This window comes from Amycolatopsis sp. NPDC052450, from assembly GCF_044547565.1.
In the GTDB taxonomy this organism is placed as follows: Bacteria; Actinomycetota; Actinomycetes; order Mycobacteriales; family Pseudonocardiaceae; genus Amycolatopsis.
Window position 1 is genome coordinate 326,836 of record NZ_JBIUAQ010000005.1, and the last position, 13,114, is coordinate 339,949.

Genomic DNA, 13,114 nt, shown 5'->3' on the forward strand with positions numbered 1-13,114 from the left:
CTAGTCCCGGCCGCGTACTCGTGATGCCTATGACACCTGGGGACGCCCTGTTCGCCTGCAGGTCAGGCCCCGTTCACGCGACCGACCCCTCGCCGAGACCTTCCGGGTGAGGCGAGTCACCCGAAACGGGGACATCGATGCCGAGTCGCGCCCGGATCCCGACTTTCGTCGGGACTATCCGGACCGCGTGCTGCCCACTCACCGGCGAATAGCGACGTTCCCGTCACGGCCGCCGGGGAATGTTGGAAGACTGTCGCCGTGGAACTCGTCAGTGACATCTCCCTGATTCGCGGAGAAGAAGAGCTGTTCGACCGGACGGCTCATCTGTTCGTCGCGGCGACCGACATCGCGTGCGCGGCCGATGACCTCTACACCTGGGCACTTTCCCGGCCGTCGCTCACGCGGCAGGGCGAACGGCTGGTTCGCGACAAGCGGATCCGCAAGCTGTACCGGCCCGGCGTCCTGCTGAACGAGCAGACCGCGCGGCATCTGCACCGGCTGTCCGGCCTCGGCGCGCAGATCCGGATCGGAACCGGGGAGATCAACGAGACGATCCTGCTCGACGAACGCGTCGCGATCATGGCGGGCGACGAGGGCAAGGCGGTGCGCTCGTACAGCGTCATCTCGCGCCCGGAGCTGGTGCAGGGCATCCTGTCGCTGTTCGAAACCGCCTGGCGGGCGGCCGCGACCCTGGAGACGTTCGACGCGCGGTTCGCCGACATCCGGATGGAGGCACCGCAGATCCTCGAGTTCCTGACCACCGGCTGCAAGGACGACAAGGCCGCGAAGAGCCTCGGCATGGGCGTGCGCACCTATCAGCGGCGCGTCTCGGAACTGCTGGTCGCGCTCGGTGTGACCTCGCGGCTCCAGGTCGACGCGCGAGCGCGGGAGCTCGGCCTCCTGTGAGGCGCTGGGCGGGCCTCGCCGTACTGCTCGCGCTCGCGGGCTGCACCACCACGGTCTCCGGCACCGCCCGGCCCGAACCGGAAACGCCGCCCTCGAATCTCGCGCTGGTCGATCCGGCGCGGACGGCGTCGGTGCTGACAGCGATCAAGACGGCGGTCGAAGCGGTGTTCTCCTACGACAGCACGGCCGTGCCCGCCTACGAGAAGGCGATCGCCGACAACCTGACGCCGGGCGCACGCGACGAAATGGCGAAACTGTTCGCCGAGGTCCGGAAGTCCGCGGAGCCGATCAAGCTGGTGACCAGGGTGATCGTCTCGGCCGCGGTCGAGCAGACGCCGGACAAGGCACGGGTCCTGACCGTGCTCGACCAGAGCAGCACCCGGGCGGGGGCCGCCAACAAGGGCATCGCGTCGGTGCTGCTCGCGACCGTGCGCGAAGGCGACCGCTGGCGGATCGGCGAGATCAAGGTGAACCCGGCCGGGTCGCCGCCCGCGACGGAGAAACCGGGCGCGGGTGACCGGGTGCTCGCACGGATCCGGGATTTTGCCCGCGACGGCGCCCTGCGTGCCGCGCAAGCCCTGCTGAACGTGGATCCGGCCGATCCCGAAGGCACGTACGCCCGCTACGAGTCCGTGTCGACCGGGCAGTTGCTGACCCAGTTCCGGCGGGACAAGGCGACGGGAGTCGGCAAGATCCGGGCCGCGGGCGCGAAGTCGTCGCTGGCGCCGAATCCGGCCGCCGCGGTCATGGAGGTCGTGGACGACAAGGCGAGCGTGCTGCTCCACGCGACGAGCGACGTCACCGACGCGGCCGGGCAGGCGACGAAGAAGCACCTGCCGATCGTCCTGCGTCTCCAGTGGCTGCCCGAAGGCTGGAAGGCGGCCGGGATCGAACTGGTCGCGAGCCTCCCCTGACGCAATTCGGCACCTGGTTGCGATGGTTCACACTTCGAACTATCGCAACCAGGTGCCGAATTGCGTGGGGTCAGCGGCCCTGGTTCGCCACGGCGGCCGCGGCCTTCTTGGCGGCCTCCGGGTCCAGGTACGTCCCGCCGGCGGTGACCGGCTTGAGGTCGTCCGTCAGGTCGTAGCGCAGCGGGATGCCGGTCGGGATGTTGAGCCCGGCGATCGCGTCGTCGGAGATGCCGTCGAGGTGCTTCACCAGCGCCCGCAGCGAGTTGCCGTGCGCGGCGACCAGCACGGTCTTGCCCGCGCGCAGATCCGGCACGATCGCGGACTCCCAGTACGGCAGCAGCCGCGCGACGACGTCCTTGAGGCACTCGGTCAGCGGGGCGGTGTCGCCGAGGTCGGCGTAGCGCGCGTCGCCGACCTGGCTGAACTCGTCGGCCGGGTCGATCGGGGGCGGCGGGGTGTCGTAGGAGCGGCGCCAGAGCATGAACTGCTCCTCGCCGAACTCGTCCAGGGTCTGCTTCTTGTTCTTGCCCTGGAGCGCGCCGTAGTGCCGCTCGTTGAGGCGCCAGTCGCGCTTCACCGGGATCCAGTGCCGGTCGGCGGCGTCGAGCGCCAGATTGGCGGTCGAGATCGCCCGGCGCATCAGCGAGGTGTGCACGACGTCCGGCAGCAGACCGGACTCCGCGAGCAGCTGCCCGCCCTTGCGCGCTTCCTGCTCGCCCTGTTCCGACAGCGGCACGTCCACCCAGCCGGTGAACAGGTTTTCGGCGTTCCACGTGCTCTGCCCGTGACGCAGCAGCACCAGAGTCCCAAGCTCAGCCATGCGCCCCAGCCTGCCAGAGCGAGCGGAAGCGCCGGTCAGAGGGCCGGAATTGCCCTTTCTTCTACGGAGAGTGCGTTACCCGCGAGTAACACCTTCACCCGTCCAGAAGACGGGGTGCCAACAAGTCCCGATCTCCGAAAAACAGGCTGCACTCCGTTATCCCTGATTTCGAAGTTCACTCGAACGGAGTAACCGGTAGTCTTGTGATTACAGGTGGAGATCTGACAGGTTGACTAAGTCCCGCGCGGCCGGATTCCACGCACTCCCCGGCTCGACGCGGGTGACGACCGCGACTCGTCTCCCCCCTGCCGAGTCGCGGCGCCCGCCGGCCCCGTTGGCATCCCCCTCGTCACCGGGTCCACCTTGGCGGGAACTTCAGCGGGGCGGCTCGAGATCGCGACTCCCCCCTCCCTCGAGCCGTCCCGCCTGTTCATCTTCAGGGCCCCTCGTGAGTGACGCTTGAGCGGTTTCGCGTGACCGAATGGACGACACGCGTGATCGGGCGGACGACTCGTGGCGACACCCTGCGGCCGCGGTCGTGTCGTCCATCCAGTCACGCGTGTCGTCCGCCGGATCACAAGTGTCGTCCATGCAGTCACGTGACGACGCCGGCAGGACACGGCCTGGGCGCCCTGTTCACCTTCAGTCCAGCGGGGGTGCGGACGGCAGATCCGAAGCGGTCGCCATCGCGGGCTCCGCCGGACGGCGCCGCTTGCGCAGCCACCACACCAGCGCGGCCGCGGGGACACCGAAGACCAGCACGAACGGGGCCATCGCGCCGAGCACGGTCAGCAGGCCGCCACCGAAGGTCAGGAACGCGTCCCAGCCGTTCGTCAGGCCGCCGAAGAACCCGCTGCGCGACTCCTCTTCCGCCGCGACGGTCTCCGCCTTCACCTGCAGCGTGATGGTCGACATGGCGACACTTCCGGCCAGGCTCTCGCGCCGCTTCTGGAGCGACTCGAGTTCGGCCTCGCGGCTTGTCAGCTCGCTCTCCACCGAGGCGATCTCGGAAACCGACGTCGCCCTCGCGAGCAGCGCGCGGACGCGTTCGACACTCGCCCGCTGGGTGGCCAGCCGCGATTCGATGTCGACCATCTGCTCGGTCACGTCCGTCGCGGTGACCTCGCGTCTCACCTGCTTGCCCAGCTTCGCCAGCTGGTCCAGCACGCCGTCGAGGCGTTCGGAGGGCACGACGACGTTGACCGTCGCCCGCTTCTCCTGGGTGCTCTCCTGCCCGGTGTAGCCGGCGGCGCCCTGCGTGATCACGCGGACCTGCGAGATCACGTCGGCGACGTTCGGCGCGGTGAGCTCCAGGCTCGCCGTGCGCACCAGTTTGCGGTCGGTGATCCCCGGCTGCCCCACCGGCGCCGGATCCTTGCCCGAACCCGCCTTGCCGGCGCTGTCGCTGCTCTCCTTGTTCGGCGGCCCCTGATTCGGCGCCGCCTGCTTGGTGTCGGCCGACATCGGCATCGCGGCGGACTCGCTGCTGCCGCCGGAATCGTTCGCCGAGCAGCCCGCGAGCGCCAGCACGATGCCTGCCGCGGCCACCCATCTCAATCGCTTGCGCATCCGTCTTTCTCCCTCCAGTGCTGCGGAGAGAGACGGAGCCGGGCTCAGACCCGTTGCACCGTTCGGGTCACGAGTCGGTCAAGGCTCCGGGTTCGTGCCCGTTCGAAGGCTCGACGAGATGTTTGAACGCCTGCAGGTTCGCCAGGGACTCCCCTCGGGAGACCCGCCAATCCCATTCGCGTTTGATCGATTCGGCGAAACCGAGTTCCAGCAAGGTGTTGAAGTCGCCGTCGGCGGCCTCCAGCACCTGCCCGAGGATCTTGTCCAGTTCGGACTCGGTGACCGTGTCCAGGCCGAATCGGCCGACCAGGTAGATGTCGCCCATCGCGTCCACCGTGTAGTGCACGCCGTACAGTTTCGCGTTGCGGCGCAACAGAAAACGGTAAACGTCCTCATGGGACTCGTCGGGGCGGCGGCAGACGAAGGCTTCGACGGCGAAGGCGTGGTCCCCGGCGACCAGCCAGCAGTTGGTCTGCAGTTTCTTGGTGCCGGGCAGCGTGACGAAGTACTTTCCCTCGCCGCGCCTGTCGTATTCCAGGCCCGCGTTGTCCAAAGAGGACCGCAAGGTCTCGTCGAGCGTCAAACCGCCACCTCCGCGCGCTGTTCGAGGGCACGCCGGAACGCGCCGGTCGCCTGAGCGTACGTGTCCAGCAGCCGGTCCGTCGTACGGCGCCAGGAGAAACGCCGCGCGTGGACGACGGCGTTGGCCGAAAGTTCGGCACGCCAGCCGGGCCGCAGCGCGACGTTCGCGAGCGCGCGCGCCCAGTCCCGCGGATCGTGCGACGGCACGAGCAGCCCGGAGACCCCGTGCGGCACGGCGACCGGCAGCCCGCCGACCTCGGCCGCGATCACCGGCGTCCCGCAGGCCTGCGCCTCGAGCGCGACCAGCCCGAACGACTCGTTGTAGCTCGGCACGGCGACGATGTCGGCCGCGCGATAGACGTTGACGAGCGACCGGCCGGGCTGCGGCGGCATGAACCGGGTCTGCTCCTCGATCCCGAGGGAGACGGCCAGCTCACGCAGGGCCTGCGGCTGCTCCAGCCCGCTCCCGGACGGGCCGCCGACGATCAGCACCACCAGCCGCGACGCCAGCTCCGGCCGCTCACGCAGCATTTCGGCCGCGGCCAGCAGGAGGACGTCCGGCGCCTTCAGTGGCTGGATCCGGCCGGCGAAGGCCAGCACGATCGCGTCCTGCGGCAGCCCCAGCGCCCGGCGCGCGGCCGAGCGGGAGCCGGGAGTGAACCGGTCGAGGTCGACGCCGGGCGGGATGGCGTGCACGGAATGCGGGTCGGCGTCGTACAGCTCGATCAGCTCGCGGGCCTCGACACGGGTGTTCGCGACCAGGCAGTCCGCCTCCTCGACGACCTGCTCCTCGCCGATCACGCGGGTGCGCGGCTCGGGGGTGTCCCCCTCGGCCAGCGCGGCGTTCTTGACCTTGGCCAACGTATGCGCGGTGTGCACCAGCGGCACGCCCCAGCGGTCGCGGGCGAGCCAGCCCGCCTGGCCGGAAAGCCAGTAATGCGAATGGATGAGGTCGTAGTAGCCCGGCTCGTGGAACGCCTCGGCCCGCAGCACCCCGGCGGTGAACGCGCACAGCTGGGCGGGCAGCTCGTCGCGGCCCAGCGGCTCGAACGGCCCGGCCGGGATGTGCCGCACCAGCACGCCGGGCGCCAGTTCGGCGACCGGAGGCTGATCCGACGACGTCGCGCGCGTGAACACCTCGACCTCGACGCCGCGGCGGGCCATCTCGGTGGCCGTCTGGCTCACGTAGACGTTCATCCCCCCGGCGTCGCCGGTACCCGGCTGCTCCAGTGGAGAGGTGTGCAAAGACAGCACCGCGACGCGCCTTGGCGCGGCATCGAACCCGTGCAGAGGGATCGTCACCTGGTCAACACTCCCGAAGTCCTACTGATCGGCGAACCCGCGCAGCAGTTCACCGAACTCGTCCACCGCTTCGGCGAACGGCAGATGCCCCACCTCAGGTAGCCAACGCACGACGGCCCCCTGAATCTTCCCGGCCGCGTATTCCGCCGACGTCGGATCGATCACAGCGTCCGCGAGACCATGGACGATAAGTGCCGGTTTGTCCAGATCACGAAGTACGTCCTCGCTCCCGACGTCGCGCCGGAACAGCGCGGAGCGCACCACGGGCGGAGTGGAAAGGCAGGCGCCGAGCAGCGACTGGGTGAGCGTGCCGGACACCGGGGAGGCGGTCATTCGCTCGCTGAACTGCACCAACGCGGGAATCGCGACCGACGGATCGTCCGAAAGCACCGCCGGGATGGCCTCGCGCATCGCGCGGCCGAGCTTGCCGCCGGGCCGGTTCTTGCCGATTTCTGTGATAGCGCCCACAAAAACGACGCCACCGAGCCTCGCCGAGCCGTGCACGCGGAGGTAGTCGGTGATCACGAGCCCGCCGTAGGACCAGCCGACGACGATCGCGTCGTCACCGGCGAAGTCGAGAACGGAGGCGAGATCCTCCGCCCAAACGCGTGGATCGTCGTAGCCGGCTGAGGGCACTTCGGAGTCACCGTGACCGCGCAGATCCATCGCGACCAGGCGGAACCGCTCGCTGAGGGCGGGATCCGCCATCTGCGGCGCCCATGCCTTGGCGGACTGGGCCCAGCCGTGCACGAACACGATCGGACGGGTGTTCTCGGCGCCTTCGACCCACAAGCCGATGCGGGTCCCGCCGTAGCCGACTACCTCGGTCTTCATGCCCGCACTTTAGGAGGTCCCGGCCCCCAGGTGTTCTTGCATCTTTCGAAGTCGCGCGTCCACGGGTCGCGCGATCATTTGACAGCGGAGAGCGCCTTCCAGGACTTCCAGTCGTAGAACCAGTTCTTGACGTCCGATTTGGTCGGACTGCCCAGTTTCGACCCGGTGATCTCCACCGGGTCGCCGATCATCGCCGTGTCGAAGTACTTCTTCGCGTCCGAGTCGAGCAGGTTCACGCAACCGTGCGAGGTGTTGGCCTTGCCGATGTTCGCCGCGTTGTCCTGGTTCTCGTGGATGTACTCGCCGTTGTTCGAGATCCGGCAGGCCCACTTCTTGTTGACGTTGGTGTAGCCGTAGCGCGCGTTGTCGAACCGCGCCGTCGGCTCCTTCGTCATCACGATGAACGTGCCGTTGGGGGTGTTGCGCTGGACGTCGGAGTCGAGCCCGTTCGAACACGGGTAGCTCGCCGATTCGGACCCGCCCCGGTAGACCTTCATCACGTGGTCCGGGGTGTTGATCTTGACGACCTGGTTGCGGCCGATCTTGAAGTCGGTGGTCACGTCGGCCTTGCCGTACGCGCCGCCGCCGAGCGCGACGCCGTAGAGCTTCGCCTCGACGCTGACCTTGGTGTTGGCGGGCCAGTACTCCTTGGGCCGCCAGTCGACCTGCGTGTCCGAAAGCCAGCCCCAGGAGCCCTCGACGTCCTTGTCGGTCTTCACCTTGAGCGCCTTTTCGGCGGCCGCCTTGTCCTTGACCGGGGACGCGAACTTCACGCTGATCGGCATCGCGACGCCGACTTCGGCGTCGTCGGTCGGGTTCAGCGTGGCGCGAACCTCCTTGGCCGGCTTGACCGTGGTGAAGGAGCCCTTGAACTCGGCGGGCTTGTTGTCGCTGCCGGTGGCCTTCGCGGCGTACGTGTACGTCTTGCCGTAGCCGAGGACTTCGGAGCTGGTCCAGGTGAGCCCGTCGGGGGAAAGTTCGCCCTTGACGTCCTTGCCGCCGTCCGCGCTGACCTTGACCTCGGTGAGCTTCCCGTCGGCGACCTTGACCACGACCGGGGTCACCACGGAGGCGTCCTTGGCGTCGGCGGCGGGTTCGGCGGTGATCTTCGCGACCGGGGCGGCGTTCTGTTCTTCGCCACCACTGCCTTCCGGCTTGGCGTTGCCGCCTTCTTCGCTGGAGCAGGCCGCTGCCAGCATGGCCGCCCCCGCGGCGAGCGCGGCCTTGAACACCGTGCGCCGTTCGATCACCGTGTACCTCCCATGAAGATCCCCGTCTCCCCCGCGAGCCTCTACCCGCTCAGCGCTGGGAACCTCTCCGACGTTACCCGCGGCGACGGAACTCACCCGCGCCCCTCACGGAGATAGACGCACGTGACCGGCGCGGGGTTGTTCACCCACCCGCAATTCGTCATCTGCTTGCGATCTTTGCGCGTGCAAGTGACCGCAATTAGGTGACGAATTGCGGGGGGTCAGAGCGAGCAGTTGATGAGCAGGGGTTCGGGGTGGAGCGAAACACCGAAGCGAGCCTCGACGCCGTCGCGCACTTCGCGCGCCAGAGCGAGGAGGTCCGCGGTCGAGGCCTTGCCGCGGTTCGTGAGCGCGAGCGTGTGCTTCGTCGACAGCGAAACCCGGCCGCCGGGCCCCTCGTGGCCCTTCCCGAATCCGGCCCGCTCGATCAGCCACGCGGCGGACAGCTTCGTGCCGCCGGGCGCCGGGTACTGCGGCACGCGCACGTCCTCACCGACTACGTCCACGATCCCCGCCAGCACCTTCGCCAGCCGTGCCTCCCCGATGATCGGGTTGGTGAAGAACGAGCCCGCGCTCCACGTGTCGTGGTCGTCGGCGTCCAGGACCATGCCCTTGCCGCGACGCAGGCCGAGGACCGCTTCGCGCGCTTCGGCCGTCGGGACCCGGTCACCGATCTCGACGCCGAGCGTGCGGGCGAGTTCGGCGTAGCGGATGGGGGCCGAGAGGCCGTCTTCACTGACCTTGAAGCGCACTGTGAGTACTACGCCTGCGTCCGTCCCCTTCAGGATCGACGTGCGGTAACCGAAGCCGAGTTCCTCGGCGGTCAGCGTGCGGATTTCGCGGGTGGCGCGGTCATAAAAGTCGACCGAGACCAGCGACTCGGCCACTTCGCAGCCGTACGCGCCGACGTTCTGGATCGGCGTCGCGCCGACCGAACCGGGGATGCCGGAGAGGCATTCGAGCCCGCCGACGCCCTCGGCGACCAGTCCCTCCACGAAACCGTCCCAGTTCTGGCCCGCCGCGACCTCGACGAGATCTCCGTCACGTGTCCAGCCAGCGTTGCCGACCTTCAGCACCGCGCCGTCGAAGCCGTCGTCGGCGACGACGAGGTTCGAACCGCCGCCGAGCAGCAGGACCGGCTCACCCGCTTCGTCGGCCTCGCGGACCGCCTCGACCAGGGCCTGCACGGTCTTCGCCTCGGCATAACGCCGCGCCGGACCGCCGAGCCGCAACGTGGTGTGGTCGGCGAGGGCGGCGTGCTGGGTGGGAGTTTCGGCAGTGCTCACGCCCGTGAACGGTACTGTCTGGCGCCATGGCCTCCCGTATCGAGCACCGCTCAACGTTCTCCGCCGACGTCGCGACCACGTTCGACGCGGTCGCCGGCGAGGCGGCGCTGCGGGCAAGGCTGGAGGAGATCGGCGGCGACGACGCGGAACTGCTGGAGTTCGTCCCGGCCGGCGACGGCGTGCGCTACAAGCTGCGTCAGGGCATCAGCTCGGACAAACTCCCCTCGGCTGTGCGGACGCTGCACCGGGGCGATCTGGTCGTCGAGCGCGAGCAGACCTGGAAGACCGCCGGAGCCGGCTACACGGGCACCGCGACGGCGTCGGTCTCGGGCGTGCCGGGCGAGATCACCGCGAAGACGTCGCTGACCGGCGAAGGTGAGCAGGCGACGCTGGTCAACAGCGGCGAGGTCAAGGTGCGGATCCCGTTCGTCGGCGGGAAGCTGGAAGGCGTGATCGCCGAACAGGTCACCAAACTGCTGGAACGCGAGGCCGAATTCGTCGCGAAGTGGCTGGCCGAGCGCTGAAGCCGGTCGGGGCACCGACACGAGGGACGACCAACCCGAACCGGCTCCGCCGCGTGGACCGGTGGCTCGCGAGCGACCCCGGCGTGACGCGGCTGCTTCGCCGCGCGGACGCACCGCTCGTCGTCGACCTCGGCTACGGCGCCTCACCGGTGACCACGGTCGAGATGGCGCGGTGGCTGCGCACGGTCCGGCGCGACGTCCGGGTGCTGGGCCTGGAGCTGGACACCGAACGGGTCGCCGTCGCGCAGTCCGCCGTCGACCGGCCGTGGCTGGACTTCCGGCGCGGCGGCTTCGAACTCGCCGGGACACGGCCGGTGCTGGTGCGCGCGTTCAACGTGCTGCGGCAGTACGACGAAGCCGAGGTCCCCGGTGCCTGGTCGCTGATGCTGGACGCGATGACGCCGGGCGGACTGCTCGTCGAAGGCACCTGCGACGAGATCGGACGGCTGAGCACCTGGGTCGCGGTCGGCTCCGGCGGGCCGCGCACGCTGACCCTTTCCGTCCACCTCGCCAGCCTGGAACGTCCGTCCACAGTGGCCGAACGACTGCCCAAAATCCTCATCCACCGCAACGTCCCCGGCGAACGCGTCCACGAACTACTGTCCACTCTGGACATTTGCTGGGCGACGGCGGCGCCGCACCAGAACTTCGGCGTCCGCGCCCGCTGGGCGCACGCCGTGCACCTGCTCACCGCCCGGGGCTGGCCGGTGCTGAACAGGCCGTCACGGTGGCGGCTGGGTGAACTCACCGTGCCGTGGTCGTCGGTGGCGCCGGACTAGGAATTCACCGGTCGAACCCCGCTCCGTCACCCCAAAGCGACCTGCGGTGATCACGATGGAACCGTGGAACTGCTGGAGTACGTCACCGAGCTGCTCGAGGGCACGCTGGGATCGCCCTGGCTGTGGGTGATCGTGTTCCTCGTGTCCGGGTTGGACGCGCTCCTGCCGTTCATGCCGAGCGAGACCACCGTCATCACCGTCGCCGTCCTGATCGGCACGGATTTCCCCCAGCTGGCGCTGCTCGCGCTGGTCGCCGCGCTCGGGGCCTGGCTGGGCGACTGTCTCGGCTACACCCTCGGCGCGGCCGCGGGTCCGCGAGCGCTCGCCCGCCTGCAGCGCGGTCCGGACGGGATCCGGCGCTACGAATGGGCGAAGATCCAGGTGCGGCGCAACGCCGTCCTGCTGATCCTCGCCGCCCGCTATCTGCCCGGCGGCCGTGTCGCGAGCGGGCTCGCCAACGGCAGCCTCGGGTATCCGCCGGGCAAGTTCGTCCCGCTCGACGCCCTCGGCGCGAGCATCTGGGCGGTGTACAGCGTCCTCATCGGTCTCGTCGGCGGAGCGGCCTTCTCGGACGAGCCGGAGAAGGGCCTTCTGTTGTCCTTCGCGCTCGGCCTGCTGCTCGTCGCGGCGGTCGAGATCGGGCGGCGGGTCCGCGTGCGCATCCTGACCCGGCGCCGCGCGGCGGCCGGGACCAGCGACAATGGAGTCTGTGTCGAACCCTGAACGTCGCTATGTGATCTCCTTCGGCTGCCCCGACCGCACGGGCATCATCGCCCGGATCTCGGGTTTCCTCGCCGAACACGGCGGTTGGATCGTCGAAGCGGCGTACCACACGGACCCGGACACCGGCTGGTTCTTCACCCGCCAGGTCGTCCGCGCCGACTCGCTCCCGTTCGACGCCACCGAACTCCGCACCCGCTTCGCCGAGGTCGCGACGTCGCTTTCGGCCGAGTCCAGCTGGCAGGTCAGCGACACCGGCGAGCGCCGCCGCGTGGTGATCCTCGTCTCCAAGGCCGGGCACTGCCTCTACGACCTCCTCGGCCGGGTCGCTTCCGGGGAACTGGACGTCGACGTCGCCGCCGTCATCGGCAACCACGCGTCGCTGGGCGACATCACCCGCGCCCACGGCATCCCGTTCCACCACGTCCCGTTCCCCGCCGGTGACGCTTCCGCCAAGGCGTCCGCCTTCGCCGAGGTGCGGAAACTGGTCGACGAACACGACCCGCACGCCGTCGTCCTCGCCCGGTTCATGCAGGTCCTGCCCGCGGAACTGTGCGAGGCGTGGGCCGGGCGGGCGCTCAACATCCACCACAGCTTCCTGCCGTCGTTCGTCGGCGCACGGCCGTATCACCAGGCCCACGCGCGCGGCGTGAAGCTCATCGGCGCGACCTGCCACTACGTCACCGCCGACCTCGACGCGGGCCCGATCGTCGACCAGGACGTCATCCGCGTCGACCACGGCGACTCGGTCGAGGACATGGTCCGCAAGGGCCGCGACATCGAGAAGGTGACGCTGGCGCGCGGGCTGCGGTGGCACCTCGAGGGCCGCGTGCTGGTGCACGGGAACCGGACTGTCGTCTTCTGATGGTTCACTGGTTCCATGGGGACCTCTGAGATCAAAGTGATCGAGACGCGCGAAGCGCTCCGTGAACACCTCGGCCACCCGGCCGAGCGCACCAAGGGGAAGATCATCCCCTTCCTCGACCAGCACGCGCGCACGCTGATCGAACACTCGCCGTTCTACCTGCTGGCGACGGCGTCGGCCGACGGGACCTGTGACGTCTCCCCGCGCGGCGACCCGGCCGGTTCCGTGAAGGTGCTCGACGACAAGACACTCGTGCTGGCGGACCGGCCCGGCAACAAGCTGCTCGACAGCCAGACCAACATCCTCGAGAACCCGCACGCCGGGCTGCTGTTCCTGATCCCGGGGATGAACGAGACGCTGCGGATCAACGGCCGCGCGAAACTGGTCGCGGACGCGCCGTTCTTCGACGACCTCGTGGTCAAGGGGAAACGGCCGGCGCTGGCGATCCTGGTCGAGGTCGAAGAGCTGTACATGCACTGCGCCAAGGCTTTCCTGCGGTCCTCGCTGTGGAAGCCGGAAACCTGGCCGGAGCGGGCCGGCCTGCCGACCGCCGGCCAGATCTTCCGGGACCAGATGAAGCTGGACATGACGGCGGAAGCGCTGGACGCCGCGCTGACCGAAGGCGCCCTCACGACGCAGTACTGAGCCTCCGCGCGTGCAATGAAGGGGCCTTTTTCATCCTGGTGACGGGGTGGGTGTGTTGGTGCTGTGAACGTGGCGAAGCTCCTGGTAGATGGATCGTCGACCAAGATCAATCCAGGAG

The 13,114-nt window shown here is 69.1% G+C and carries 14 protein-coding genes; 7 read left to right on the top strand and 7 right to left on the bottom strand.

Features of this window, described 5'->3' with window-relative positions; translation table 11 throughout:
• The first annotated feature begins 258 nt into the window (after positions 1 to 258).
• Together ACIHAO_RS12315 and ACIHAO_RS12320 are read left to right on the top strand one after the other, a co-directional pair.
• Positions 259 to 906, top strand: coding sequence for a DNA-binding response regulator (locus tag ACIHAO_RS12315; protein WP_396557142.1), 648 nt, complete (start codon positions 259 to 261; stop codon positions 904 to 906).
• A complete protein-coding gene (locus ACIHAO_RS12320; protein ID WP_396557144.1) occupies positions 903 to 1,820 on the top strand; it encodes a hypothetical protein in 918 nt (305 codons plus the stop codon). The genes ACIHAO_RS12315 and ACIHAO_RS12320 overlap by 4 nt, the downstream gene beginning before the upstream one ends.
• A gap of 70 nt (positions 1,821 to 1,890) precedes the next feature.
• On the opposite strand, the gene ACIHAO_RS12325 is transcribed toward ACIHAO_RS12320, so the two are convergent.
• The 7 genes from ACIHAO_RS12325 to ACIHAO_RS12355 form a co-directional block, all read right to left on the bottom strand.
• Complete coding sequence (locus ACIHAO_RS12325) at positions 1,891 to 2,640, bottom strand: phosphoglyceromutase (protein ID WP_396557146.1); 750 nt, start codon at positions 2,638 to 2,640, stop codon at positions 1,891 to 1,893.
• Between the two features lie 642 nt (positions 2,641 to 3,282).
• The gene (locus ACIHAO_RS12330; RefSeq protein ID WP_396557148.1) at positions 3,283 to 4,209 is read right to left on the bottom strand and encodes a DUF4349 domain-containing protein; all 927 of its coding nucleotides are present in this window, start codon (positions 4,207 to 4,209) and stop codon (positions 3,283 to 3,285) included.
• Positions 4,210 to 4,276: 67 nt separating this feature from the next.
• Positions 4,277 to 4,792: a YbjN domain-containing protein gene (locus ACIHAO_RS12335; RefSeq protein ID WP_125790238.1), complete on the bottom strand. Its 516-nt coding sequence runs from the start codon at positions 4,790 to 4,792 to the stop codon at positions 4,277 to 4,279.
• Positions 4,789 to 6,093 (bottom strand): D-inositol-3-phosphate glycosyltransferase, encoded by a 1,305-nt coding sequence (gene mshA, locus ACIHAO_RS12340; protein ID WP_396557150.1) that lies wholly within the window; start codon positions 6,091 to 6,093, stop codon positions 4,789 to 4,791. Before mshA ends, ACIHAO_RS12335 begins: the two co-directional genes overlap by 4 nt.
• A gap of 21 nt (positions 6,094 to 6,114) precedes the next feature.
• Positions 6,115 to 6,927 carry an alpha/beta fold hydrolase gene (locus ACIHAO_RS12345; RefSeq protein WP_396557152.1) on the bottom strand — a complete coding sequence of 271 codons (813 nt, stop codon included), beginning with the start codon at positions 6,925 to 6,927 and terminating at the stop codon, positions 6,115 to 6,117.
• A gap of 74 nt (positions 6,928 to 7,001) precedes the next feature.
• Positions 7,002 to 8,177, bottom strand: a complete 1,176-nt coding sequence (locus ACIHAO_RS12350; RefSeq protein ID WP_396557154.1) for an Ig-like domain-containing protein — start codon at positions 8,175 to 8,177, stop codon at positions 7,002 to 7,004.
• Between the two features lie 221 nt (positions 8,178 to 8,398).
• Positions 8,399 to 9,463: a UDP-N-acetylmuramate dehydrogenase gene (locus tag ACIHAO_RS12355; protein WP_396557156.1), complete on the bottom strand. Its 1,065-nt coding sequence runs from the start codon at positions 9,461 to 9,463 to the stop codon at positions 8,399 to 8,401.
• A 26-nt stretch (positions 9,464 to 9,489) separates the two neighbouring features.
• Between ACIHAO_RS12355 and ACIHAO_RS12360 the strand changes: the two genes are divergently transcribed.
• From ACIHAO_RS12360 to ACIHAO_RS12380, 5 genes are all read left to right on the top strand, one after another.
• Positions 9,490 to 9,987 (top strand): DUF2505 domain-containing protein, encoded by a 498-nt coding sequence (locus tag ACIHAO_RS12360; protein ID WP_396557158.1) that lies wholly within the window; start codon positions 9,490 to 9,492, stop codon positions 9,985 to 9,987.
• A complete protein-coding gene (locus ACIHAO_RS12365) occupies positions 9,969 to 10,766 on the top strand; it encodes a class I SAM-dependent methyltransferase (protein ID WP_396557160.1) in 798 nt (265 codons plus the stop codon). Before ACIHAO_RS12360 ends, ACIHAO_RS12365 begins: the two co-directional genes overlap by 19 nt.
• Positions 10,767 to 10,829: 63 nt before the next feature.
• A complete protein-coding gene (locus tag ACIHAO_RS12370; RefSeq protein ID WP_396557162.1) occupies positions 10,830 to 11,489 on the top strand; it encodes a DedA family protein in 660 nt (219 codons plus the stop codon).
• Positions 11,467 to 12,351, top strand: coding sequence for a formyltetrahydrofolate deformylase (gene purU, locus ACIHAO_RS12375; RefSeq protein WP_396557164.1), 885 nt, complete (start codon positions 11,467 to 11,469; stop codon positions 12,349 to 12,351). The genes ACIHAO_RS12370 and purU overlap by 23 nt, the downstream gene beginning before the upstream one ends.
• Positions 12,352 to 12,366: 15 nt before the next feature.
• Complete coding sequence (locus ACIHAO_RS12380) at positions 12,367 to 12,996, top strand: pyridoxamine 5'-phosphate oxidase family protein (RefSeq protein WP_396557166.1); 630 nt, start codon at positions 12,367 to 12,369, stop codon at positions 12,994 to 12,996.
• Positions 12,997 to 13,114: the final 118 nt, after the last annotated feature.